The 21,713-nt window shown below is 56.2% G+C and carries 22 protein-coding genes; 9 read left to right on the top strand and 13 right to left on the bottom strand.

Annotation, left to right across the window (positions count from 1 at the left end):
• Window positions 1-2 precede the first annotated feature (2 nt).
• From nuoC to lrhA, 4 genes are all read right to left on the bottom strand, one after another.
• Window positions 3-1,814 carry an NADH-quinone oxidoreductase subunit C/D gene (gene nuoC, locus AFK66_RS05605; protein WP_023898361.1) on the bottom strand — a complete coding sequence of 604 codons (1,812 nt, stop codon included), beginning with the start codon at window positions 1,812-1,814 and terminating at the stop codon, window positions 3-5.
• A gap of 87 nt (window positions 1,815-1,901) precedes the next feature.
• Window positions 1,902-2,576: a NuoB/complex I 20 kDa subunit family protein gene (locus AFK66_RS05600; protein ID WP_004388648.1), complete on the bottom strand. Its 675-nt coding sequence runs from the start codon at window positions 2,574-2,576 to the stop codon at window positions 1,902-1,904.
• Window positions 2,577-2,591: 15 nt separating this feature from the next.
• Window positions 2,592-3,041, bottom strand: coding sequence for an NADH-quinone oxidoreductase subunit NuoA (gene nuoA / locus AFK66_RS05595; protein WP_007776781.1), 450 nt, complete (start codon window positions 3,039-3,041; stop codon window positions 2,592-2,594).
• Window positions 3,042-3,659: 618 nt separating this feature from the next.
• Window positions 3,660-4,595 carry a transcriptional regulator LrhA gene (gene lrhA / locus AFK66_RS05590; RefSeq protein ID WP_032968327.1) on the bottom strand — a complete coding sequence of 312 codons (936 nt, stop codon included), beginning with the start codon at window positions 4,593-4,595 and terminating at the stop codon, window positions 3,660-3,662.
• 952 nt (window positions 4,596-5,547) lie between these two features.
• Between lrhA and alaA the strand changes: the two genes are divergently transcribed.
• The gene (gene alaA / locus AFK66_RS05585; RefSeq protein WP_007776788.1) at window positions 5,548-6,762 is read left to right on the top strand and encodes an alanine transaminase AlaA; all 1,215 of its coding nucleotides are present in this window, start codon (window positions 5,548-5,550) and stop codon (window positions 6,760-6,762) included.
• Window positions 6,763-6,842: 80 nt separating this feature from the next.
• Window positions 6,843-7,427, top strand: a complete 585-nt coding sequence (yfbR, locus tag AFK66_RS05580) for a 5'-deoxynucleotidase (protein WP_007776789.1) — start codon at window positions 6,843-6,845, stop codon at window positions 7,425-7,427.
• 20 nt (window positions 7,428-7,447) lie between these two features.
• Here yfbR and AFK66_RS05575 read toward each other — a convergent pair whose 3' ends face one another.
• From AFK66_RS05575 to yfbV, 4 genes are all read right to left on the bottom strand, one after another.
• A complete protein-coding gene (locus AFK66_RS05575) occupies window positions 7,448-9,280 on the bottom strand; it encodes an SLC13 family permease (RefSeq protein ID WP_007776791.1) in 1,833 nt (610 codons plus the stop codon).
• A gap of 104 nt (window positions 9,281-9,384) precedes the next feature.
• Window positions 9,385-10,044, bottom strand: coding sequence for a sugar phosphatase (locus AFK66_RS05570; RefSeq protein ID WP_007776794.1), 660 nt, complete (start codon window positions 10,042-10,044; stop codon window positions 9,385-9,387).
• Window positions 10,045-10,056: 12 nt separating this feature from the next.
• Complete coding sequence (locus AFK66_RS05565) at window positions 10,057-10,551, bottom strand: YfbU family protein (RefSeq protein ID WP_007776798.1); 495 nt, start codon at window positions 10,549-10,551, stop codon at window positions 10,057-10,059.
• An 86-nt stretch (window positions 10,552-10,637) separates the two neighbouring features.
• Window positions 10,638-11,093 (bottom strand): terminus macrodomain insulation protein YfbV, encoded by a 456-nt coding sequence (gene yfbV / locus AFK66_RS05560; protein ID WP_007776800.1) that lies wholly within the window; start codon window positions 11,091-11,093, stop codon window positions 10,638-10,640.
• A gap of 334 nt (window positions 11,094-11,427) precedes the next feature.
• Here yfbV and ackA point away from each other — a divergent pair, with 334 nt between their 5' ends.
• Complete coding sequence (gene ackA / locus AFK66_RS05555; RefSeq protein WP_007776802.1) at window positions 11,428-12,630, top strand: acetate kinase; 1,203 nt, start codon at window positions 11,428-11,430, stop codon at window positions 12,628-12,630.
• 82 nt (window positions 12,631-12,712) lie between these two features.
• On the top strand, window positions 12,713-14,851 hold the full coding sequence (pta, locus tag AFK66_RS05550; protein ID WP_023898358.1) for a phosphate acetyltransferase: 2,139 nt from the start codon (window positions 12,713-12,715) through the stop codon (window positions 14,849-14,851).
• 67 nt (window positions 14,852-14,918) lie between these two features.
• On the opposite strand, the gene AFK66_RS05545 is transcribed toward pta, so the two are convergent.
• Together AFK66_RS05545 and AFK66_RS05540 are read right to left on the bottom strand one after the other, a co-directional pair.
• A complete protein-coding gene (locus AFK66_RS05545) occupies window positions 14,919-15,170 on the bottom strand; it encodes a DUF1158 domain-containing protein (protein ID WP_007762836.1) in 252 nt (83 codons plus the stop codon).
• A 68-nt stretch (window positions 15,171-15,238) separates the two neighbouring features.
• Entirely contained in the window at window positions 15,239-15,583 is a 345-nt protein-coding gene (locus AFK66_RS05540; RefSeq protein ID WP_007700018.1) for a RamA family antibiotic efflux transcriptional regulator, read from the bottom strand.
• A 278-nt stretch (window positions 15,584-15,861) separates the two neighbouring features.
• Here AFK66_RS05540 and AFK66_RS05535 point away from each other — a divergent pair, with 278 nt between their 5' ends.
• Window positions 15,862-16,443, top strand: a complete 582-nt coding sequence (locus AFK66_RS05535; RefSeq protein ID WP_007776817.1) for a TetR/AcrR family transcriptional regulator — start codon at window positions 15,862-15,864, stop codon at window positions 16,441-16,443.
• 55 nt (window positions 16,444-16,498) lie between these two features.
• Here AFK66_RS05535 and yfcD read toward each other — a convergent pair whose 3' ends face one another.
• The 3 genes from yfcD to yfcF are packed head-to-tail and all read right to left on the bottom strand — an operon-like array spanning window position 16,499 to window position 18,393.
• Window positions 16,499-17,083, bottom strand: coding sequence for an NUDIX hydrolase YfcD (gene yfcD / locus AFK66_RS05530; protein WP_004387823.1), 585 nt, complete (start codon window positions 17,081-17,083; stop codon window positions 16,499-16,501).
• Between the two features lie 54 nt (window positions 17,084-17,137).
• Window positions 17,138-17,689: a phosphodiesterase gene (yfcE, locus tag AFK66_RS05525; RefSeq protein ID WP_007776822.1), complete on the bottom strand. Its 552-nt coding sequence runs from the start codon at window positions 17,687-17,689 to the stop codon at window positions 17,138-17,140.
• A gap of 59 nt (window positions 17,690-17,748) precedes the next feature.
• Window positions 17,749-18,393 carry a glutathione transferase gene (yfcF, locus tag AFK66_RS05520; RefSeq protein WP_023898355.1) on the bottom strand — a complete coding sequence of 215 codons (645 nt, stop codon included), beginning with the start codon at window positions 18,391-18,393 and terminating at the stop codon, window positions 17,749-17,751.
• A 144-nt stretch (window positions 18,394-18,537) separates the two neighbouring features.
• Here yfcF and yfcG point away from each other — a divergent pair, with 144 nt between their 5' ends.
• The 4 genes from yfcG to AFK66_RS05500 all read left to right on the top strand — a co-directional run bounded on the left by yfcG (window position 18,538) and on the right by AFK66_RS05500 (window position 21,697).
• Entirely contained in the window at window positions 18,538-19,173 is a 636-nt protein-coding gene (gene yfcG / locus AFK66_RS05515) for a GSH-dependent disulfide bond oxidoreductase (RefSeq protein ID WP_023898354.1), read from the top strand.
• A 146-nt stretch (window positions 19,174-19,319) separates the two neighbouring features.
• Window positions 19,320-20,222, top strand: coding sequence for a TIGR01777 family oxidoreductase (locus AFK66_RS05510; protein WP_023898353.1), 903 nt, complete (start codon window positions 19,320-19,322; stop codon window positions 20,220-20,222).
• A gap of 139 nt (window positions 20,223-20,361) precedes the next feature.
• Window positions 20,362-21,066 (top strand): hypothetical protein, encoded by a 705-nt coding sequence (locus AFK66_RS05505; protein ID WP_007776830.1) that lies wholly within the window; start codon window positions 20,362-20,364, stop codon window positions 21,064-21,066.
• Entirely contained in the window at window positions 21,059-21,697 is a 639-nt protein-coding gene (locus AFK66_RS05500) for an RES family NAD+ phosphorylase (protein WP_007776832.1), read from the top strand. The genes AFK66_RS05505 and AFK66_RS05500 overlap by 8 nt, the downstream gene beginning before the upstream one ends.
• Window positions 21,698-21,713 lie beyond the last annotated feature (16 nt).

The following is a 21,713-nucleotide window of genomic DNA, read 5'->3' as shown; positions in this document are numbered from 1 at the left end:
AGTTAGCGATCCACATCAGACATTACAAAATCGATACTACCCAGATAGACAATCAGGTCGGACACCAGGCTGCCGCGGATCACCGACGGGATCTGCTGAAGATGCGGGAAGCTCGGTGTACGGACGCGGGTACGGTAGCTCATAGTGCTGCCGTCGCTGGTCAGGTAGTAACTGTTAATCCCCTTGGTTGCCTCAATCATCTGGAAGGATTCGTTGGCCGGCATGACCGGGCCCCAGGAAACCTGCAGGAAGTGAGTAATCAGGGTTTCGATATGTTGCAGCGTGCGCTCTTTCGGCGGCGGCGTGGTCAGCGGGTGATCCGCCTTGAACGGGCCTTCCGGCATGTTTTTCAGGCACTGCTCAAGGATACGCAGCGACTGGCGCACTTCTTCGACTTTCAGCATCACGCGGGTGTAGCAGTCGCTGATGCCGCCGCCGACCGGCACTTCGAACTCAAAGTTCTGATAGCCAGAGTACGGGCGCGCTTTACGCACGTCGAAATCGATACCGGTGGCACGAAGGCCAGCGCCGGTGGTGCCCCATGCCAGCGCTTCTTTGGCGTCATACGCCGCCACGCCCTGGGAACGGCCTTTCAGGATGGTGTTTTTCAGCGCCGCTTTGACATAGGAGTCGAGGCGTTTCGGCATCCACTCGAGGAACTCTTTCAGCAGGCGATCCCAGCCGCGCGGCAGGTCGTGCGCGACGCCGCCGATGCGGAACCAGGCCGGGTGCATACGGAAACCGGTAATCGCTTCAACCAGATCGTAGATTTTCTGACGATCGGTGAACGCGAAGAAGACCGGCGTCATGGCGCCGACGTCCTGAATAAACGTCGAGATGTACAGCAGGTGGCTGTTGATGCGGAACAGTTCAGAGAGCATCACGCGGATAACTTCCACGCGCTCCGGCACCTGAATCCCCGCCAGTTTTTCCACGGCCAGCACGTACGGCATTTCGTTTACGCAGCCGCCGAGATATTCGATGCGGTCAGTGTAAGGAATGTAGCTGTGCCAGGACTGACGCTCGCCCATTTTCTCCGCGCCGCGGTGGTGGTAACCGATATCCGGCACGCAGTCGACGATCTCTTCGCCGTCCAGTTGCAGGATGATACGGAACGCACCGTGAGCCGACGGATGGTTCGGGCCGAGGTTCAGGAACATGAAATCTTCAGTGTCGTTGCCGCGCTTCATGCCCCACTCTTCGGGCTTGAAGGTCAGCGCTTCCATTTCCAGCTCTTCTTTTTGCTTAGTGAGCGTAAATGGATCGAATTCCGTCGCGCGCGCCGGGTAGTCTTTACGCAGCGGGTGCCCTTCCCAGGTCGGCGGCATCATGATGCGGCGCAGGTTCGGGTGGCCGGTAAAGGTAATACCGAACATCTCCCAGGTTTCACGCTCATACCAGTTGGCGTTCGGGAAGAGACGGGTAAAGGTCGGCACGTTGAGATCGTTTTCCGACAGCGCCACTTTCAGCATGATGTCGCGGTTGCGATCGATGGAAAGCAGGTGGTAGAAAACGGAAAAATCCGCAGCCGGTAAACCGTTGCGGTGGGTGCGAAGGCGCTCGTCCATGCCATGCAGGTCATACAGCATGACGTAGGGTTTCGGCAGCTTTCTTAAAAATTCGCCAACTTCCAGTAATTGTTCACGCTTGACCCAGACAACCGGAACACCGGTGCGGGTGGCCTGAACAGTAAAGGCATCCGGCCCAAAACGGTTACGCAGTTCGCCAATCACCGGGTCGTCGAGGTGATCCCTGGTCTGCCACACAGGCAAAACGGCGTCTTGCGCAGTTAAATCGGTCATATTGTTCACCATTGCCAATGGTCTGTGATGACTGTCGGGCGGCGGCTTCTCGCTGTCGTTTATTGGTATACGTGAGAAGCGACCTCCCGCAGGCGCAAATTAAATTTCGTCCGGCGTACGCAGGTTAGTGACTGCGATACGTTCGCCGCGTTTACGCTCACGCTCTGACTGCATGTTGGCGCGATAAACGCCCTGATCGCCAACCACCCACGAAAGCGGACGGCGCTCTTTGCCAATCGATTCCTGCAGCAGCATCAGCGCCTGCATATACGCTTCCGGGCGCGGCGGACAGCCTGGGATATACACATCCACGGGCAGGAATTTATCCACGCCCTGTACGACGGAATAAATATCGTACATGCCGCCGGAGTTCGCACAGGCGCCCATGGAAATAACCCATTTCGGCTCCAGCATCTGGTCATACAGACGCTGAATCACCGGAGCCATTTTGGTAAAGGGCGTACCGGCAACCACCATGAAATCCGCCTGACGCGGGGAAGCACGCAGTACTTCCGCGCCGAAACGCGCAACGTCATGAACCGCGGTGAACGAGGTCACCATCTCCACGTAGCAGCAGGAAAGGCCAAAGTTGTAAGGCCACAGGGAGTTTTTACGCCCCCAGTTCACCATGTCATGCAGGGCATGCTCGAGCTTGCCCATGTAGACGCTGCGGTGTACATGCTGTTCCAGAGGATCAGTCACAATCTCCTGTTTTTGCAGGGGGTAACGGTCATTCTCACCGTCGGGATCTATGCGGGTGAGCGTATAGTCCATCTTATTGCCTCGCTGTTACTGCGTATGACGATTAGTGAGACTGCCAGCTTCTTCGGTGTTAAGACGTTCGCGACGTGAGCGCGAAGGCGTCCACTCCAGCGCGCCGATGCGCACCAGATAAACCAGACCAGCCAGTAGCACTAAAATGAAAATTGCGGCCTCGATAAAGCCGAGCCAGCCGACTTCACGAACTGACGTTGACCAGGCGAAGAGATAGAGCGCTTCCACGTCGAAGATGACGAAAAACATCGCTACCAGGTAGAACTTCGCAGAAAGTCGTAAGCGGGCGGTGCCGACCGAGTCGATCCCCGATTCGAACGGGGTGTTTTTGTACCTGGCGCGGGCGCGTCCGCCGAGGAACCAGGCGCCGACCAGCATCAGACAACACAGGCCAATGGCAACAATAAGAAAGATACCGAACGCCCAGTGATGAGCGATAACTTCAGTGGATGTTGACATACTCATTGCTTACTCATCAAAAGTGGCGCTAAAGCCTCTGCTCTTGCTGGCAGATGAACGCCACATCGATTCAAGGGGAGGAACAATCAACCGTACAATAACTGCCGGAATTATAACTTAGGCAGCAAATTGATGGGGTTTTTTACTCCTTTCTATAACCTTTTGTCAACTTTAACAAAAGAAACCTAACATTAGTTTACATCTCCCCAAGACCCTTAACATTTGATGCTTTAAGCGTCCTGTGAGCCGCGTGCGAGACTACGGAGCCCGGCGGGTGAATCGTGTCCGTTAAAAGTGAGGAGACATAAACACCCCTTATTTTGGCAGGAATTTCTGACTATTCCTCCCCCTCCTCGGGAGTATTTTCTTGATCTGAGACACGCTTTTGTTAATTGACCGGCAAAAAAGACAACAAAATCGCTCACTTTTTAACAACAAAAGTAAAATTTTCTGCTGACTGTGAGGGCGTACTGGCGGGCTATTTGAAGGAAAGAGCAGATGAAATGGTGTTTTGATTAGTGGTAATTACAAGCACTTAAGTTTTAAAAGTGTATAAAAAAAGCCTCTGAGGATCGAACGACCGCCAGAGGCTTTATTAACAACGTTTTAACAAAACAGGAAAACTTATTCCAGATCGCCCTGTACCAGCAGCGTATCGTCGCCGCCTTCAAGCGCTGCGGTGTAACGCCACGGTTGATAGTGGCTTTCCATCGCCTGGAAGATGACTTCCGCCATTTCGTTCTTGCTATTTGTGTTGCGACAGAGCATGTACTGCGTCTCCGGCAATACGGGCAAGCCGTCTGAAGCGCCAAGCACGCGCAGCTCCGGACTCATCATCTCAACCGGGCGCGCGGTAATCCCAAGGCCCGCTTTAACGGCTGCACGGACAGCAGGCAGCGTGGAAGCAACATAAGAGATACGCCACGGTACGTTCGCTGCGTTGAGTTGCTCAATAATCACTTCACGGTGCGGGCTTGGCTCATCGAGCATCACCAGCGGCACTGCTTCATTTTTATGCAGCGTGTAATCCGCCGCGCAATACCAGAGCGTGGGCGACGTACGCAACACCAGCGAATCCAGATTCTCCGGCTGGTGCGTGGTGACAACCAGGTCTATCTCCTGCTGGTTGAGCATCTCAATAATGTACGGGTTACGCTGAACGCGCACGTCAATCGCCAGTTTCGGATAAACCGAGCTGATACGATTGAGAAGATACGGCAGGATGGTATCTGCCGATTCGTCAGAAGCGCCAATGGTCAGGACGCCCTGCAGATTGCTATACATTAACGAAGTGCATGCTTCGTCGTTGAAGCGCAAAATTTTACGTGCATAACCCAGCAACTGAATGCCGTGTTCGGTTAAAAGCTTATTACGCCCGTGGCGGGCAAACAGCTCTTTACCGACCAGTTGCTCCAGGCGCTGCATCTGCTGGCTGACGGCCGACTGCGTACGGCATACCGCTGCCGCGGCGGCGGCAAAGGTGTTCAGATCGGCGACTGCGACAAACGTTCTCAGCAGATCGAGGTCGAGGTTTAAGATCGGACGATTTGCGTTAATCATATTGTTATCACTTTCAGGTAACCGCACACAGCGGGCACCGTCTGTTGCTATGTGTAAAGGAAAGAAAGCAATTCCTTTTGAAGCATGCTTCCGGGCTAACACAACCCGCGTCGGAAGACCGCCATGCGCTTTTCTAATTCAAACCCCTGGTTATTAAAACAGTAAAAGGGTATTTTTTCTGCTATCGTTGTGCCTTTATGTCAAATATTCTGCACAGCGGACCCGTGATTTGAATTAAAAATCTGGCTACGTTGGCTAAGGCGAAAAGCAACGACTTTGCGACCTTAACATACTCTGACAAAAGAAAAAGAAGAGTATATAACTATGCCTGACTTGTGTCCTGAATGACTCTGGAAACAACCAGTTGCCCGAAAGATGCCTTTCGGCCTGGCTGCGCTGGCGAAACGTCTCGCGCCAGGGGGTTTATAATATCGCAAAATTGTTCTTTTTTTAAGACTCCATGCGATTTTACTTATACAAGCCAGCAAATTTCTAAATTTTCGTAACTCTATTACAGACATTGCCAAAACCAATAATTAATATTATTTAATAATTCATTATTTCTCCGTCTTTTCATATAACAAGATCGTTACAAAGCGCGTTATACCGCACCCTTTTCGCATCAATAAGCGTAGTGATAAACCCTCGCTATTTTCTGTGGGGTACATTTCATATCGCGTGAATTAATTAACGCGCTAATGTTGTACGTTTTCGCTTATGGTGGCATCAACCATAGTTAAAACTTATACCAGCACAAAAAGCACAACTCACTTAGTTTTACACTATTTTATAAAATAAAAAGCAATCTATATGGAACATAACGCCAGGCCGGTAGAGCTTTACTACCAGATGACGTCTTCAGGCAAGGCTTTAAAAGCATGAACGGGAGGAGTAAATTGTCGGCCATCGGCTTCCATGGCAGGAAGCGCAAAACAAGTAAGGTTCTGACGTTATGTCGCCCATCGAAAAATCCAGTAAGCTCGACAATGTCTGTTATGACATCCGCGGCCCGGTGCTTAAAGAGGCCAAACGCCTTGAAGAAGAAGGTCAAAAAGTTCTTAAGCTGAATATCGGCAACCCGGCGCCTTTCGGCTTTGACGCGCCCGACGAAATTCTTGTCGATGTCATCCGCAACCTGCCGACCGCGCAGGGCTATTGCGATTCCAAAGGGCTATATTCCGCACGCAAAGCCATCATGCAGCACTACCAGGCGCGCGACATGCGCGATGTAACGGTAGAAGATATTTATATCGGCAATGGCGTGTCAGAACTGATAGTCCAGGCAATGCAGGCGCTACTGAACACTGGCGATGAAATGCTGGTTCCCGCGCCCGATTATCCGCTGTGGACGGCGGCGGTGTCGCTCTCCGGCGGCAAAGCGGTGCACTACCTTTGCGATGAATCCTCAGACTGGTTCCCGGATCTCGATGACATCCGCGCCAAAATCACGCCGCGCACTCGTGGGATTGTCATCATTAACCCGAACAACCCGACCGGCGCGGTCTATTCGAAAGAACTGCTGCTGGATATCGTTGAGATTGCCCGCCAGCACAATCTCATCATTTTCGCCGACGAAATTTACGACAAGATCCTCTACGATGACGCCCAGCACCACTCGATCGCCGCGCTGGCGCCGGATCTGCTCACCGTCACCTTTAACGGCCTTTCTAAAACCTACCGCGTGGCGGGTTTCCGTCAGGGCTGGATGGTACTGAACGGGCCGAAAAAACACGCCAAAGGGTATATCGAAGGGCTGGAAATGCTCGCCTCGATGCGCCTGTGCGCCAATGTCCCGGCGCAGCATGCCATTCAGACGGCGCTTGGCGGCTACCAGAGCATCAGCGAATTTATCGTACCCGGCGGGCGGCTCTATGAGCAGCGCAACCGCGCCTGGGAACTAATCAATGAGATTCCGGGCGTTAGCTGCGTCAAACCGCGCGGCGCGCTCTATATGTTCCCGAAAATCGACGCAAAGCGTTTTAATATTCACGACGATCAGAAAATGGTGCTTGATTTCCTGCTTCAGGAAAAAGTGCTGCTCGTTCAGGGCACCGCATTCAACTGGCCGTGGCCGGATCACGTGCGCATCGTAACGCTGCCGCGCATCGACGAACTCGATCTCGCCATTAACAAGCTGGGCCGCTTCCTTTCCGGCTACCATCAGTAACCGATTCGGGGGGAGATTTGCATCTTCCCCCCGCTCCCCTCACAATGGTTTTTTGTCGCAGTTACAGACAAGGGATCTTTATGAGTCAGAGTCATTTTTTCGCCTACCTCTCTCGCCTGAAGTTAATCAATCGCTGGCCGCTCATGCGCAATGTGCGCACTGAAAATGTCTCTGAACACAGTCTGCAGGTGGCGATGGTCGCCCATGCGCTCGCAGTGATTAAAAACCGCAAATTTCAGGGCAATGTGAACCCCGAGCGTATCGCGCTGCTGGCGATGTACCATGATGCGAGTGAAGTGCTGACGGGCGATCTGCCCACGCCGGTGAAATATTTCAATTCCCAGATAGCCCATGAATATAAGGCCATCGAGAAAATCGCCCAGCAGAAACTGATTGCGATGGTGCCGGAAGAGTTACAGGACATCTTCGCCCCGCTGCTTGATGAGCACCACTACACCGAAGATGAGAAATCGCTGGTGAAACAGGCCGATGCGCTGTGCGCCTATCTGAAATGTCTGGAAGAGCTTTCGGCGGGCAACAATGAATTTCTGCTCGCCAAAAGCCGTCTGGAAAAAACGCTGGCACAGCGGCACAGCGCCGAAATGGACTACTTCATGCAGGTTTTCGTGCCGAGCTTCCATCTTTCTTTAGATGAAATCAGCTAGGATTCCCCGCTCTGAGCGGTTCAGAACGGGAAAAGCACAGGAATTAACAGCACGCAGACCACCATCACGATAAGCGTGAACGGCACGCCGGTTTTCACGAAATCGCTGAAGCGGTAGTTCCCCGGCCCCAGTACCAGCGTGTTGACCGGCGAGGACACCGGCGTCATAAAGGCCGCTGACGCCGCCATCGCGATGCCCATAGCGAACGGATACGGCGACACGCCCATGGTTTTCGCCGCCGCCAGCGCGATCGGTGCCATCAACACCGCCGTCGCGGTATTGGAAATAAACAGCCCAATAACCGCGCACATCATAAACAGGCAGCCCAGCATCATGTGAGGGCCATAGCCGCCGCCGACGCGCATCAGGCCGTCAACGATAAGCGCCACCCCGCCGGTTTTTTGTAGCGCCTGCGCGAATGGCATCATACCGACAATAAGAATAATGCTTGGCCAGTGAATGGCTTTCCACGCGCTTTCGGGGTTTATGCAGCGAAACTTGCCCATCAGCAGGCACGCTATAATCGCGGCGACGGGGTTCGGGATTTCATCCGTCAGCATCATCGCCACCATCAGCGCCAGGCAGAAGATGGCGTGCGGTGCCTGACTGTGAGCGGGCGAAGCGTCGCTCTCTTCCACCGGCAGATTGAGCACCACGACATCGCGGCTTTTCTGCCCGAGCTGGCTGATAAGCTTCCAGGTACCGACCACTAAGAGTAAATCGCCAAGCTCCAGCGGCTCGTCCACTATCGCGCCCGGCAGGGCTTTTCCTTCACGTTTAATGCCGACCACATTCAACCCGTAGCGGCTGCGGAAATTCAGTTCGCGTACCGTTTTCCCGACCATGGTTCCTTCCGGCGTCAGCGACAACTCGGCCATACCGACATCCAGCGCCTGATCGGAAAAATAGTCGCCGCGCAGGATCATCGGCTCCAGCTGCTGCTCGCTGCAAAACTGGCGCAAATCGATATCAGATGCGGAAATATCTATAAGCAATACGTCCCGCGCGCGAAACTCCGTCACACCGTTAACGTCCACAATGACACGGCGAAAACGACGCCAGCGCTCAACGCCTATCACATTCGCGCCGTAGCGCTCACGGAGCTTTAAATCGTCAAGCCGGTGGCCGATAAGCGGCGAGCCGGGGCGAATGGCGAGGCGGCGCGCCCGCCCGGTGAGATGATAATCGCGGATAAAATCGCGGAAGGTGCGGCGGTTCCACGCCTGCGGCTTTTCGCGGCTGTCACCGGAGCCGAGCATAAAACGCATCAGGAGCATATAGAGGATGCCAAGCGCGAGGATTGCCAGGCCTAGAGGCGTCACGCTAAAGAAGCTAAATCCCGGATGCCCTTCACGCAGCAGCTCGCTGTTCACCACCAGGTTTGGCGGCGTCGCCACCAGCGTCATCATGCCGCTGATAAGCCCGGCGAAGCTCAACGGCATCATCAACCGCGACGGGGCGATTTTCATTCGCGCGCAGACGCTTATCACCACCGGAATAAAAATCGCCACCACGCCGGTGGAACTCATAAACGCGCCGAGTCCGGCAACGGTGAGCATCAGAAGGATTAACATACGGGTTTCGCTACTGCCCGCCATCTGCACCAGCCAGGCGCCCATTTTCGTCGCGACACCGGTACGCACCAGCCCGTCACCAATCACAAACAGCGCGGCGATAAGAATGACGTTGGGATCGCTAAAGCCCGCAAACGCTTCGTTAACGGTCAGCGTCCCGCTGAGGATGAACGCCACAATCACCAGCAGCGCCACGGCGTCCATACGGATTTTCCCGGTGGCGAACAGTAAAACCGCCACCCCTAACAGCGTCAGAACCCAGATTAATTCACCATTCACAACGTATCCTTTTGTTGTCATCACGGCCTGAGGAAACGAAAACGGCGGGATGCAACCCGCCGTAAAAGAGAGGTGGCGCGAGAGCGCCTGAGGGCGGAGAGCCGTTACGGCTGCTTTTTAACGCTTACCCAGCCATCCGCTCCTTTTTCCAGTACCAGTTCGGTAAGGGATTTTATGACCAGCGCCGCCTCATCAAGACGCGGCGTATCGGCAGGCGGGTTAGCGGCAATCACCGAGCAACCCGCCGCAAGGCCAGAGAGAATGCCCGCCGGCGCGTCTTCCACGACAGCACACTCATGAGGCGCAAGGCCCAGCAGCTCAGCACCGAGCAGATAGGCATCCGGCTCTGGTTTGCCACGCTTCACACGCTCGGCGGTGACGAAGACTTCCGGCTCCGGCAGCCCCGTAGCACCACGACGCGCGGAGGCAACGGGCATAGAGCCAGAGGTGACAATAGCCCAGGGAATGCGGGCCTCGTTCAGATGGTTCAGCAGCTCCAGCGCGCCCGGCAGCGCGACGATGCCTTCGGTATCGCTCGCTTCTATTTGTTCCAGACGATGAAACTCAGCCATAATCTCGTCTTCGCTGTGCCCCGCCATAAAATGACGCAGCGACGTGATCGCTTGCTTACCGTGAATAAAGCCCAGCACCTCGTCATGCGCGATGCCAAAGCGATCTGCCCAGTGACACCAGGCGCGTTCAACGGCGGGCAGAGAATCCACCAGCGTACCGTCAAGATCGAACAAAAACCCTTTACATTCCACAGCCTTCTCCCGTCAGGCGTTAATAATTTGCATAATTTCGTTGGCGCATAAATGGTACTGCCGCGGGCACGCCTGCCACACTTTCAGCATCCGCTGGTATTTTTCCCACATCGGCGTTTGCGCGTTAAAGCCGTGCGTACCGGCGTCGAAATGGGTGTAACGCCCTTCGGTATTGACGAGGAACCGCACGTAACCCAGAAAGCGGGCTTCAGTCGCCGCGTCGAAGCCCAGGAAAGTCACGCGACGCTCATCAATGGTATGGCCGTCTTTCATGTTTGATCTGGAGACCTGGAGGGCGTGATACATCTCCATGATGTCGATGACGGTGCGGCAGGTTTCTTCGCTGAGCTCGCCAAAATCGCGGTCGAGTTCGCGCATCTGTAACCCGTAACCGCGCTCAATAATGGTTTGCAGGCGGCGATAGCGCTCGCCATTTTCCGGATCGAGCAGGGTCATCATTTTGTACTGGTTGGAGAGAATAAGACGCTGGGCATGGGTCATTTCCATGGTGTGCTCCTGTTTCAGGCGAAGCCCGATCAAAGTGGGATACTGCCCTTACTTTGCCTTTTTTTGCCCAAACGTCTTTTGATCAATTACAAGTCATCAAGAAAAGTTTTATCAAGTTGCTTAAACGCACGTTTTAAGGTGTCGGCCAGCGCCTGATAATCGGGCTTGCCTTCCACCGGCGCGAGCGCCTGCCCCGCCTCCTGCAATTTCGTGCGCACTTCATAAAACCAGCTCAGCGTGCCGGGCGGCAGCGGCGTGACGGAGCGCTTGCCAAGCCACCACAGACCCTGCATCGGCATACTCAGCGCGAAAAGCGCCGTGGCAACGGCAGGCCCGAGCTGACCGCCGAGCGCAATCTGCCAGCAGAGCGTAAACACGGCGACGGGCGGCATGATGCGTATCGCAAAGCGCGTGGCGCGGATCACGCGGTTTTCAATAAAGACCGGCGCAAGGCGCTTATCAATCGGCCAGGTCTTCGAATAGTGTTGCCCACGACGAAACAGGCCAAAAAAGCTTACGGGGCGATTTTCAGGTGTCGACATGGCCTTACCTCAACTTCATTAATAAAAAATAAAATTTTCCTGCAAGATAACAACTCTCCATGACAACGTTCAAAATATTTTGTCAATACAAGTCGCAATCAGTTATCCTGTGCGCGCCTGCGATGGCGTAGAAGGCAAAGCTCGCGCTGTCAAATCTTTAAGGCCGCCTTTCGCGCCGGAAATTTGCGCAAAATGGCGTAAACTCTGTTTATTTCTTCGTCACAGCAGAATCTCTCTTCGCTATGACGTTAATCATAAATGTCGGCGTCATCTTACGCTACGCTGAGAGACTCACTGACGTTTTTTTAGCCACGTATCATTAATAGGTACTTCCATGTCGAGTAAGTTAGTACTGGTTCTCAACTGCGGTAGCTCCTCACTGAAATTTGCCATCATCGATGCACTGAACGGTGAAGAGTACCTGTCCGGTCTGGCCGAATGTTTCCATCTTCCAGAAGCACGTATCAAATGGAAAATGGACGGCGGCAAACACGAAGCGGCGCTTGGCGCCGGTGCGGCTCACAGCGAAGCGCTGAACTTCATCGTTAATACTATTCTGGCACAAAAACCAGAGCTGTCTGCACAGCTGACCGCGATTGGTCATCGTATCGTGCATGGTGGCGAAAAGTATACCAGTTCCGTTGTTATTGATGAGACTGTTATTCAGGGCATCAAAGATTCCGCCTCCTTTGCGCCGCTGCACAACCCGGCTCACCTGATCGGTATCGCCGAAGCGCTGAAATCCTTCCCGCACCTGGCGGATAAAAACGTGGCCGTGTTCGATACCGCGTTCCACCAGACCATGCCGGAAGAGTCTTACCTCTATGCCCTGCCGTACAAACTGTACAAAGAACACGGCATCCGTCGCTATGGCGCTCACGGCACCAGCCACTTCTACGTGACCCAGGAAGCCGCGAAAATGCTGAACAAGCCGGTGGAAGAAGTGAACATCATCACTTGCCACCTGGGCAACGGTGGTTCTGTTTCCGCTATCCGTAACGGCAAATGCGTTGACACCTCCATGGGTCTGACCCCGCTGGAAGGTCTGGTCATGGGCACCCGCTCCGGCGACATCGACCCGGCTATCGTCTTCCATCTGCACGACGCGCTGGGTATGAGCGTTGATGACATCAACAAACTGCTGACTAAAGAGTCCGGTCTGCTGGGCCTGACCGAAGTCACCAGCGACTGCCGTTATGTTGAAGACAACTACGCGACCAAAGAAGACGCGAAGCGCGCGATGGACGTTTACTGCCATCGCCTGGCGAAATACATCGGCTCCTACACCGCGCTGATGGAAGGTCGTCTGGACGCAGTCGTCTTCACCGGCGGCATCGGCGAGAACGCGGCGATGGTTCGCGAACTCTCCCTGGGTAAACTGGGCGTGCTGGGCTTCGAGGTTGACCACGAGCGCAACCTGGCCGCGCGTTTCGGCAAATCCGGCTTCATCAATAAAGAAGGCACCACCCTCGCGATGGTCATTCCGACCAACGAAGAACTGGTTATCGCGCAGGACGCCTGCCGCCTGACCGCCTGATCCCTCACCGCCAGCCTCGCTGGCGGTGTTGTTTTATGTGGTGCCAGCCGCGCGGCTGGCTGCAACAAAAAGAGGATAAACCGTGTCCCGTATCATTATGCTTATTCCTACCGGAACCAGCGTCGGCCTGACCAGCGTCAGCCTCGGCGTAATCCGCGCTATGGAACGTAAAGGCGTTCGTTTGAGCGTCTTCAAACCTATCGCCCAGCCACGTACTGGCGGCGATACCCCGGACCAGACCACGACGATTGTGCGTGCTAACACCAATCTGCCAGCCGCTGAGCCGCTGCGCATGAGCCACGTCGAGTCGCTGCTCTCCAGCAACCAGAAAGACGTGCTGATGGAAGAGATCATTGCTCGCTTCCATGAGAACACTAAAGATGCCGAAGTGGTGTTGGTGGAAGGCCTGGTGCCGACCCGTAAGCATCAGTTCGCCCAGTCGCTGAACTATGAAATCGCGAAGACTCTGAACGCGGAAATCGTGTTTGTAATGTCTCAGGGCACCGATACCCCGGAACAGTTGAAAGAGCGTATCGAACTGACCCGCAGCAGCTTTGGCGGCAGCAAAAACGCCAACATCACCGGCGTTATCGTCAACAAACTGAACGCGCCCGTGGACGAGCAGGGCCGCACGCGCCCGGATCTCTCCGAGATTTTCGATGACTCCACCAAAGCGAAAGTCATCAACATCGACGCGCAGCATCTGCAGGCTATCAGCCCGCTGCCGGTTCTCGGCGCGGTGCCGTGGAGCTTTGATCTTATCGCTACCCGCGCTATCGATATGGCCCGTCACCTGAACGCGACCATCGTTAACGAAGGCGATATCAAAACCCGCCGCGTGAAGTCTGTGACGTTCTGCGCACGCAGCATTCCGCACATGCTGGAACATTTCCGTCCGGGCTCCCTGCTGGTGACCTCTGCGGATCGTCCTGATGTGTTAGTAGCCGCCTGCCTCGCCGCAATGAACGGCGTGGAAATTGGCGCCATCCTGCTGACCGGCGGCTATGAAATGGACGAGCGCATCAGCAAGCTGTGCGAACGTGCTTTCGCTACCGGCCTGCCGGTATTTATGGTCAACACTAACACCTGGCAGACCTCGCTCAGCCTGCAGAGCTTCAACCTTGAAGTACCGGCAGACGACCACGAGCGTATCGAAAAAGTACAGGAATATGTGGCAAGCCACGTTAGCGCCGAGTGGATCGACTCTCTGACTGCCGCCTCCGAGCGCAGCCGTCGTCTCTCTCCTCCAGCGTTCCGCTACCAGCTGACCGAGCTTGCGCGTAAAGCGGGCAAACGCGTCGTGCTGCCGGAAGGCGACGAGCCGCGTACCGTGAAAGCCGCGGCCATCTGTGCCGAGCGCGGCATCGCGACCTGCGTACTGCTGGGCAACCCGGATGAAATCGCGCGCGTTGCCGCCGCACAGGGCGTTGAACTTGGCGCAGGCATCGAAATCGTCGATCCGGAAGTCGTGCGTGAAAGCTACGTGGCGCGTCTGGTTGAACTGCGTAAAAACAAAGGCATGACCGAAGCGGTCGCCCGCGAGCAGTTGGAAGATAACGTGGTACTCGGCACGCTGATGCTGGAGCAGGACGAAGTCGACGGTCTGGTATCTGGCGCGGTTCACACCACCGCGAATACCATCCGTCCGCCGCTGCAGCTCATCAAAACGGCACCGGGCAGCTCGCTGGTGTCTTCTGTGTTCTTCATGCTGCTGCCGGAACAGGTTTATGTTTACGGCGACTGCGCGATCAACCCGGACCCGACTGCAGAACAGCTGGCCGAAATCGCCATCCAGTCCGCCGATTCCGCTGCCGCTTTCGGCATCGAACCGCGCGTGGCGATGCTCTCCTACTCCACCGGCACCTCCGGTGCGGGCAGCGATGTTGAAAAAGTGCGTGAAGCGACCAAACTGGCGCAGGAAAAACGCCCGGATCTCGTTATCGACGGCCCGCTGCAGTATGACGCTGCCGTTATGGCTGACGTGGCGAAATCCAAAGCGCCGAACTCACCGGTTGCCGGCCGCGCTACCGTGTTCATCTTCCCGGATCTGAACACCGGTAACACCACGTACAAAGCGGTACAGCGCTCTGCCGATCTGATCTCCATCGGGCCGATGCTGCAGGGTATGCGTAAACCGGTTAACGACCTGTCCCGCGGCGCGCTGGTAGACGATATCGTCTACACCATCGCTCTGACGGCGATTCAGGCAACCCAGCAGTAAGCGCCGCCTGAAAGAAAGCAAAAAGGCCGCGCGATGCGGCCTTTTTTATACCCTGCCCGTTACGCGCTTATGCGCGCTCCAGCGAAAACCACCGCCGCCATACAAAGCGAATCACGTAATACTCCACCGCGCCGAGCAGTAAAAACCAGATGCAGAAAATAATGGTATAGAGCTGGTTAAGATCGACCAGATGGAACATCGTCATCAGGTGCTGCGCCAGCGTCAGCGTGAGTCTCGGTGCCGGCAGCAGCAGGCAGGAGAGAAACGCCAGCAGCAGAATGCCACCAGCGGTGATCAGCGTTTCAAGAGGATGCTTCATGAGAGGCTTTCGGTCTGTTCAAAAGCGCATTGTCAGGGAATTTGACGCGCTATGCAAACCGGGCACCTTCAGTGATTCGTTGGCGCGTCGCCCTGCTTGCGCCAGGTGCCTGGCGACATCTGAAACTTACGCGTGAAAAGCCGGGTGAAGGTTTGCTGGGAGTCAAAGCCATATTTCATGGAGATATCCAGCACGCGATCGTTGGTGGCACGCAGATCCTGCGCCGCCAGCCGCAGCTTTTTCTCGCGAATATAACGCCCGATGCTCTCCCCTTTGTGGTGGTGAAAAAGCCGCTGCAAATGCCATTTTGAATAACCCGCGTGGCGCGCGATATCGTCAATGCGCAGCGGCTTGTGAAGGTTGTCGTCAATCCAGTCGGTCAGCGTTTCAATAACCTGAGCGGGAAGTTCCATAGAATCCCTCCAGTAGTGGTAATCGCGGTGATGTTTCAGGCGTTCGCCTGCCCTGAATTCAGGCTCGCATGAGCGCTCTGCTCATTTTCCGGGCGCAATAGTCCCGCCCGCAGCACCATGAAAAATGGTAGCCAGTGAAACTTGATAATGAGTGAGTAAACACTCATTATAGGAATGTCAGCCGATTCGTCAACTCTGTTTTTTCCTGTGATCGCAAGCCTTGCAGCGGATCGGCGAGTCGTGATTCAATCAGCCCTTTTTACAGGAGAGCAAAGTCCGTGGCGCGTCCCCGCAGTGAAGATAAAAGAATGGCGATTCTCGAAGCCGCCACCGAAGCGATAGCCGAGGCGGGCCTTGGAGCGTCAACCGCGCTTATCGCGCGTAAAGCGGGCGTGGCTGAAGGGACGGTGTTTCGCTATTTCGCCACCAAGGACGATCTGTATAACGCGCTCTATGTCCATCTGAAGCAGGACTTCTGCCATTCAATGATAGGCAAGCTCGATATTAACAGCGATCACAAAGAAAACATCCGGCACGTCTGGAACAGTTTTATTGACTGGGGACTGACCAAACCGGAGGCGAATCAGGCCGTGCGTAAGCTTGAAGTCAGCAGCCGCATTACCGATGAAAGCGAAAAGCTTGTCACCGATATCTATCCGGAGCTGCACGAGCTGTGCGAAAAGTGTATTTCGCCGCTGTTTCGCTCACGTGAGTTTCGCGCGTTTGGCGATGAGATCTTTTTCGCGCTGGCGCAGACAACCATGGATTTCGCCACGCGCGAACCGGCACGTTCTGACGAATTTAAAGCGGTGGGATTTGACACGTTGTGGCGCGCGATGTGCGACAACCAGCAGGTTTAAGCGTATCGCGTAAAAGCCGCCCCGCGCGTCGCTGACGTTGGCGGGGCCGCGACGCTTAGCTGAGCGTAGGGTTTTTCTCTTCCTGCTCTTTTTCTTTACTGTCTTTACTGTGACTGCCACTCTCCTGACCCGCGTTACGGCTCAGCCAGAGCGAAAGCGCTTTTAACGTGTCTGGCGTGAACTCATCGCAACGCGCCGTTATCTCTTCCGGCTCCATCCAGCACACTTCGCTGATTTCGCTCTCCTGGAGCGCGAACGGGCCGTGGGAGACGCAGCTGAACAGCCCGCCCCAGACGCGGCAATGCTCATCTTCAAAGTAGAACTGGCCATGCTCGGCGAAAGGAACGCCTGCAATGCCCAGCTCTTCTTCCGCCTCACGACGTGCGCTCTCAAGCAGCGCTTCGCCCGCCTGCACTACGCCGCCTGCGGTGGCGTCGAGCATGCCCGGCATAAAGTCTTTGATATCGGTGCGGCGCTGCACCAGGATTTTGCCCATGCCATCATGCACCACGATATAGGTCGCGCGGTGACGCAGGCGCTCGGCGCGCATCTGCGCCCGGCTGGACTGCGCTATCACCTCATTGTCCTCACTGACAATGTCCACCCATTCCATGTCTGCCAAATGATTCTGCTCCACCATCAGGAAACCTTCTTCAATAAGCGCTCTTACGGCGCGTTCTGGTTGTTCGGTAAATTAAGGGGAAATCGCGATCTGTGCAATAACCTGCGAGGTTTCCAGGGTGATAACGCTCAGCGTATCGTCATTCAGGAACCCGTAGCTTGCCGGATACCCGCCTTTCGGCATGCTAATGGAACCCGGATTAAAATGGATCTGCTCGCCGTGGCGCGCCGCCACCGGAATATGCGTGTGGCCGTAGACCAGGACATCGCCTGCGGCGAGCGGCGGCAGGTTATCGGGGCTGTAGAGATGACCGTGGGTCAAAAAGAGCCGCTGTCTGGCGAGCAACACCTGCTGCCAGGGCGCGGTGACGGGAAATTCCAGCAGCATCTGGTCAACTTCGCTGTCGCAGTTGCCGCGCACCGCGATAATGCGGTCAGCCACGGTATTAAGCCGTTTCGCCACCTCACCTGGCGCATAGCCCTCAGGGAGCGGGTTTCGCGGCCCGTGGTTTAAGAAATCCCCCAGCAATACCAGCCAGCGGGCGTCGCTGTCGGCAAAGCGCGCCAGCAGAAGTTCTGTGGCAGGCAGCGAGCCGTGAATATCCGAAGCAAACATCAGCTTCATTACTCACCTTCCGAATGAAAATTGTGGTGCACGCATGATAACGGATCGCGCCAGGCTTATCAGCCAGAACGCCTGGCAGAAAGTGCGATATAACGCTGTACCGACGCGCGCTGCCACTGGAATGTGGCGTAATCGGCAAGCGCTTCCGGCACCGGATCGCCATGCATGACAAGCCGGTTAATCATCAGCGCCAGATCGGTATCTGCGAGCGACCATTCCCCGAACAGATTTTGTTGTCCGTGCGGGAGTATCGCCTGCGCGCAGGCGATAAGCTTATCTGCCGCGGCCTGACCCTCGGTGCTCAGTGGCGCGTAGCAGGCCGCGCCGAAGATAACGTCAGTCGGACGTTCGGCACGTAACGCGCCCAGATCGCTGCGCAGCCACGCCTGCACCTGACGGGCGCGGGCGCGTTTTTCGATATCATGCGGATAAAGCCTCTCCCACACCGGCGGCGCGAAGCGTTCTTCAAGGTATTCCGTAATAGCGGAGGATTCGCTCAGCGCGAAATCGTCAATCACCAGCAGCGGCACACGGCGCGTCAGGGCGAAGCCCTGCCAGTCGGCCTGTAAATGTTCGCCGCGCGATAAATCGCGGGTTTGCAGCTGAAACTGCAAGCCTTTTTCCTGAAGCGCCACCCATACGGACATCACGTAAGGGCTAAAGAAACTGGCATCGGACCAAAGCGTAATGGCGGGTTGCGACATAGCAATTCTCATCTCTACGGGCGAATAGCTAAAACTATACCGTAAACCGTTTTCTGTCATGCCGCCGAATCCAGGAGCCGCCGCATTATTCAGCAAACCGCCTATACTTTGAGCACGCCACATCCCCATCTGAAGGACGCTGTCATGCTGGATCTCTACTACGCCCCGACGCCCAACGGCCACAAAATTACGCTGTTTCTTGAAGAGGCCGGGCTTGAGTATCGCCTCCACCGCGTTGACATCAGCAAGGGCGAGCAGTTTAAGCCAGAGTTTCTCGCCATTGCCCCGAACAATAAAATTCCCGCCATTATCGACCATGCGCCCTCCGACGGCGGCGCGCCGCTGAGTTTGTTTGAATCGGGCGCGATTTTGCTCTATCTCGCCGAGAAAAGCGGCAAGCTGTTGAGCGGCGAACTGCGCGAGCGTCAGGTGACGTTACAGTGGCTGTTCTGGCAGGTTGCCGGATTCGGGCCGATGCTTGGCCAGAACCACCACTTTAACCATTTCGCGCCCCAGGCGGTGCCTTACGCCATTGAACGCTATCAGGTGGAGACACAGCGTCTCTACGGCGTGCTGAATAAGCGTCTGGAGAAATGCCCGTGGCTTGGCGGCGAGCGATACAGCATCGCTGATATCGCCACCTATCCGTGGGTGGTGTCGCACGAACGCCAGCGAATCGATCTGGATAATTTCCCGGCGGTCAGCAACTGGTTTGAGCGCATCAAAAATCGCCCTGCAACCGAACGTGCGTACCAGCTCGCCAGCAGTAAATCTGCATAAACGCGCCGATAACCGCTTCTCTTTACTGGAAAAATAATGCCCGGCGTGCGCCATATCGCAGGCAATCGCCGCCGGGTCGCCTATGCTGAAGAAAAGACAACACTACGTCATGCGCGGGCGGCGCAACACGCACGCAGGAGGCAATTATGGAGATTCTGGTAACTGGCGGTACTGGCCTGATTGGCCGCACGCTGACATCACGCCTGCTGGCGTTAGGTCATCACGTCACGGTCGTGACCCGCAACCCTGAGCGCGCCCGCGCGCGGCTCGACGCTGGCGTTACGCTGGCGCCGGGGCTGGATCTGTTTAGCGATCTCGACGCGTTCGACGCGGTGATTAACCTCGCGGGCGAACCTATTGCCGATAAGCGCTGGACGGCCACGCAGAAAGAACGTCTGTGCCAGAGCCGCTGGCAGATAACCCAGCAACTGGTGGCGCTGATGCAGGCAGGCAGCAATCCGCCCGCGGTTTTTCTCTCCGGCTCTGCGGTCGGTTATTACGGCGATCTCGGCGAGGTGGTGGTAACGGAAGACGAACCGCCGCACAGCGAATTTACCCATAAGCTTTGCGCCCGCTGGGAGCAGATAGCCGAAGGCGCGCAAAGCGATAAAACCCGCGTCTGCCTGCTGCGCACCGGCGCGGTGCTCGCGCCGGATGGCGGCATGATGAGCAAACTGCTGCCGCTGTTTCGTCTGGGGCTTGGCGGGCCGATTGGCAGCGGACGTCAGTATCTCTCCTGGATCCATATCGACGACATGGTGAACGCAATTATCTGGCTGCTGGATATCGATCTGCGTGGGCCGTTTAATATGGTGGCCCCTTACCCGGTGCGCAACGAGCGCTTCGCCCACGCGCTAGGCCATGCGCTGCGCCGCCCCGCGTTTATACGCACCCCGGCGACCGCCGTACGCCTGCTGATGGGCGAATCCGCCGTTCTCGTTCTGGGCGGCCAGCGCGCGCTGCCTAAACGCCTTGAGGAATCGGGCTTCGGCTTCCGCTGGTTTGAGCTGGAAGAGGCGCTGGCGGATATCGTCGCCCGGGCGCGTTAATGTGTTTTTGGCTAAGCGGGCAGCAACGTTGCCCGCGTGACGCTATTTTTTAAACGTTTCACCCACCGCTGGCATTCCCTCACTTGATTACGTTATAATCAATATCACGAATATCATTTATATCACGAAGAGGGGCGCTATGACTTCTCGTTCACGCCACGTAAAACTGAAAGAGTATCCGCTGGATGTCAGCGTCGAGTTTGTCGACGTTGAGCATCTGGTGACGTCCCTTCACGAGACGCCTGCGCCCTGGGGGCGTATTCAGCTTTCCGATATACCAGGTGAAGACGCCGGGCGTTATCTGATGCTTAAAATGCCGGATGATGTAAACGAAGAGACGCTGGATAACGATCTGCGGCTTGCGATTGTCAGCGCCGTCACGGCCGTGTCGCAAATGAAGCGCGCCGGGCATAACAGCGAGCCCGCGCACGCCGCGCCGTTGCAGGCCCGTAACCGTGAGCGGCTTGACGCGCTGCGCCAGACCGTGCTTGATGAAGGCCAGTGGCTGTCCGCAGGCGAAGTGAGCCTTGCCGCCGGTGCCGCGCTGAAAAATCCGAGCGCGACCGCGAACCGCTGGAAACAGGCGGGTAAAGTCTTCGCGCTGCCGGTCAATGGCAAAGATCGCTACCCTGCCTGGGCGTTTGACGAAGGCGGTCAGCCGCTGCCATCGCTCAAACCCATTCTTGCTCTGTTTCGCGAGAAAACACCCTGGACTATCGCCCTGTGGTTCCATTCACCCAATGCCTGGCTTGGCGGCGCAAAACCCAAAGACCGGCTGAAAGCCGATCCGCAGGCGGTGCTGGACGCCGCAAAAGCGGAAGCCGAAGGGCCGATGCATGGTTGATTTCAGGGATGAACGCCTGCCTGCGCCGCCTGCGGATATGCAGGTGCCGCGCGTCACGGTATGGCCCGCAGGGAAGCGGATAGTTCGCGTTCACAGCCGCCAGTTCGCGGGCGACGCGTTCAACCCCGGTTATGGTAACGCGCGTTTCAGCCCGCTACAGCGCGCCGATGGCCGTCTTATTCCCACGCTTTATGGCGGTATCGACGCCGAAGTGGCGATTATGGAATCGCTGTTTCACGATGTTCCGCCAGATGCCTCAGGCGCCAGCTTCGATCTGCGCAAGGCTCGCGAACTCTGTATCAGCACGTTAACGCCGGACGTGGCGCTTGAGCTGGCGAACCTGACGCCGGTGCTGCTGCGCCGCTGGGGCGTCACGCAGGCGGCGCTGACCGGCAGCTCTCCGCAGTGTTATCCGCAAACGCGCCTGTGGGCGGCGGCCATTCACGCCGCGAATCCGCGCCTTCACGGTATTAGCTGGGCGTCGCGCCAGCACGGCGGCAAAGCGCTGATGCTCTTCGGGGATCGCATTAACCGCCTTACGCTGCATGAGAGCCTGCCGCTGATGCAGGGAGCGCTGACCGAAATTTACCGGCTGGCCGATGAGATGGGGTTAATACTGATAGACGATTAAGCGTGACCGGCGTCCC

Origin of the sequence: Cronobacter malonaticus LMG 23826 (genome assembly GCF_001277215.2) — a bacterium.
Lineage (GTDB): Bacteria > Pseudomonadota > Gammaproteobacteria > Enterobacterales > Enterobacteriaceae > Cronobacter > Cronobacter malonaticus.
This window is presented reverse-complemented; position numbering and strand designations above follow the sequence as displayed.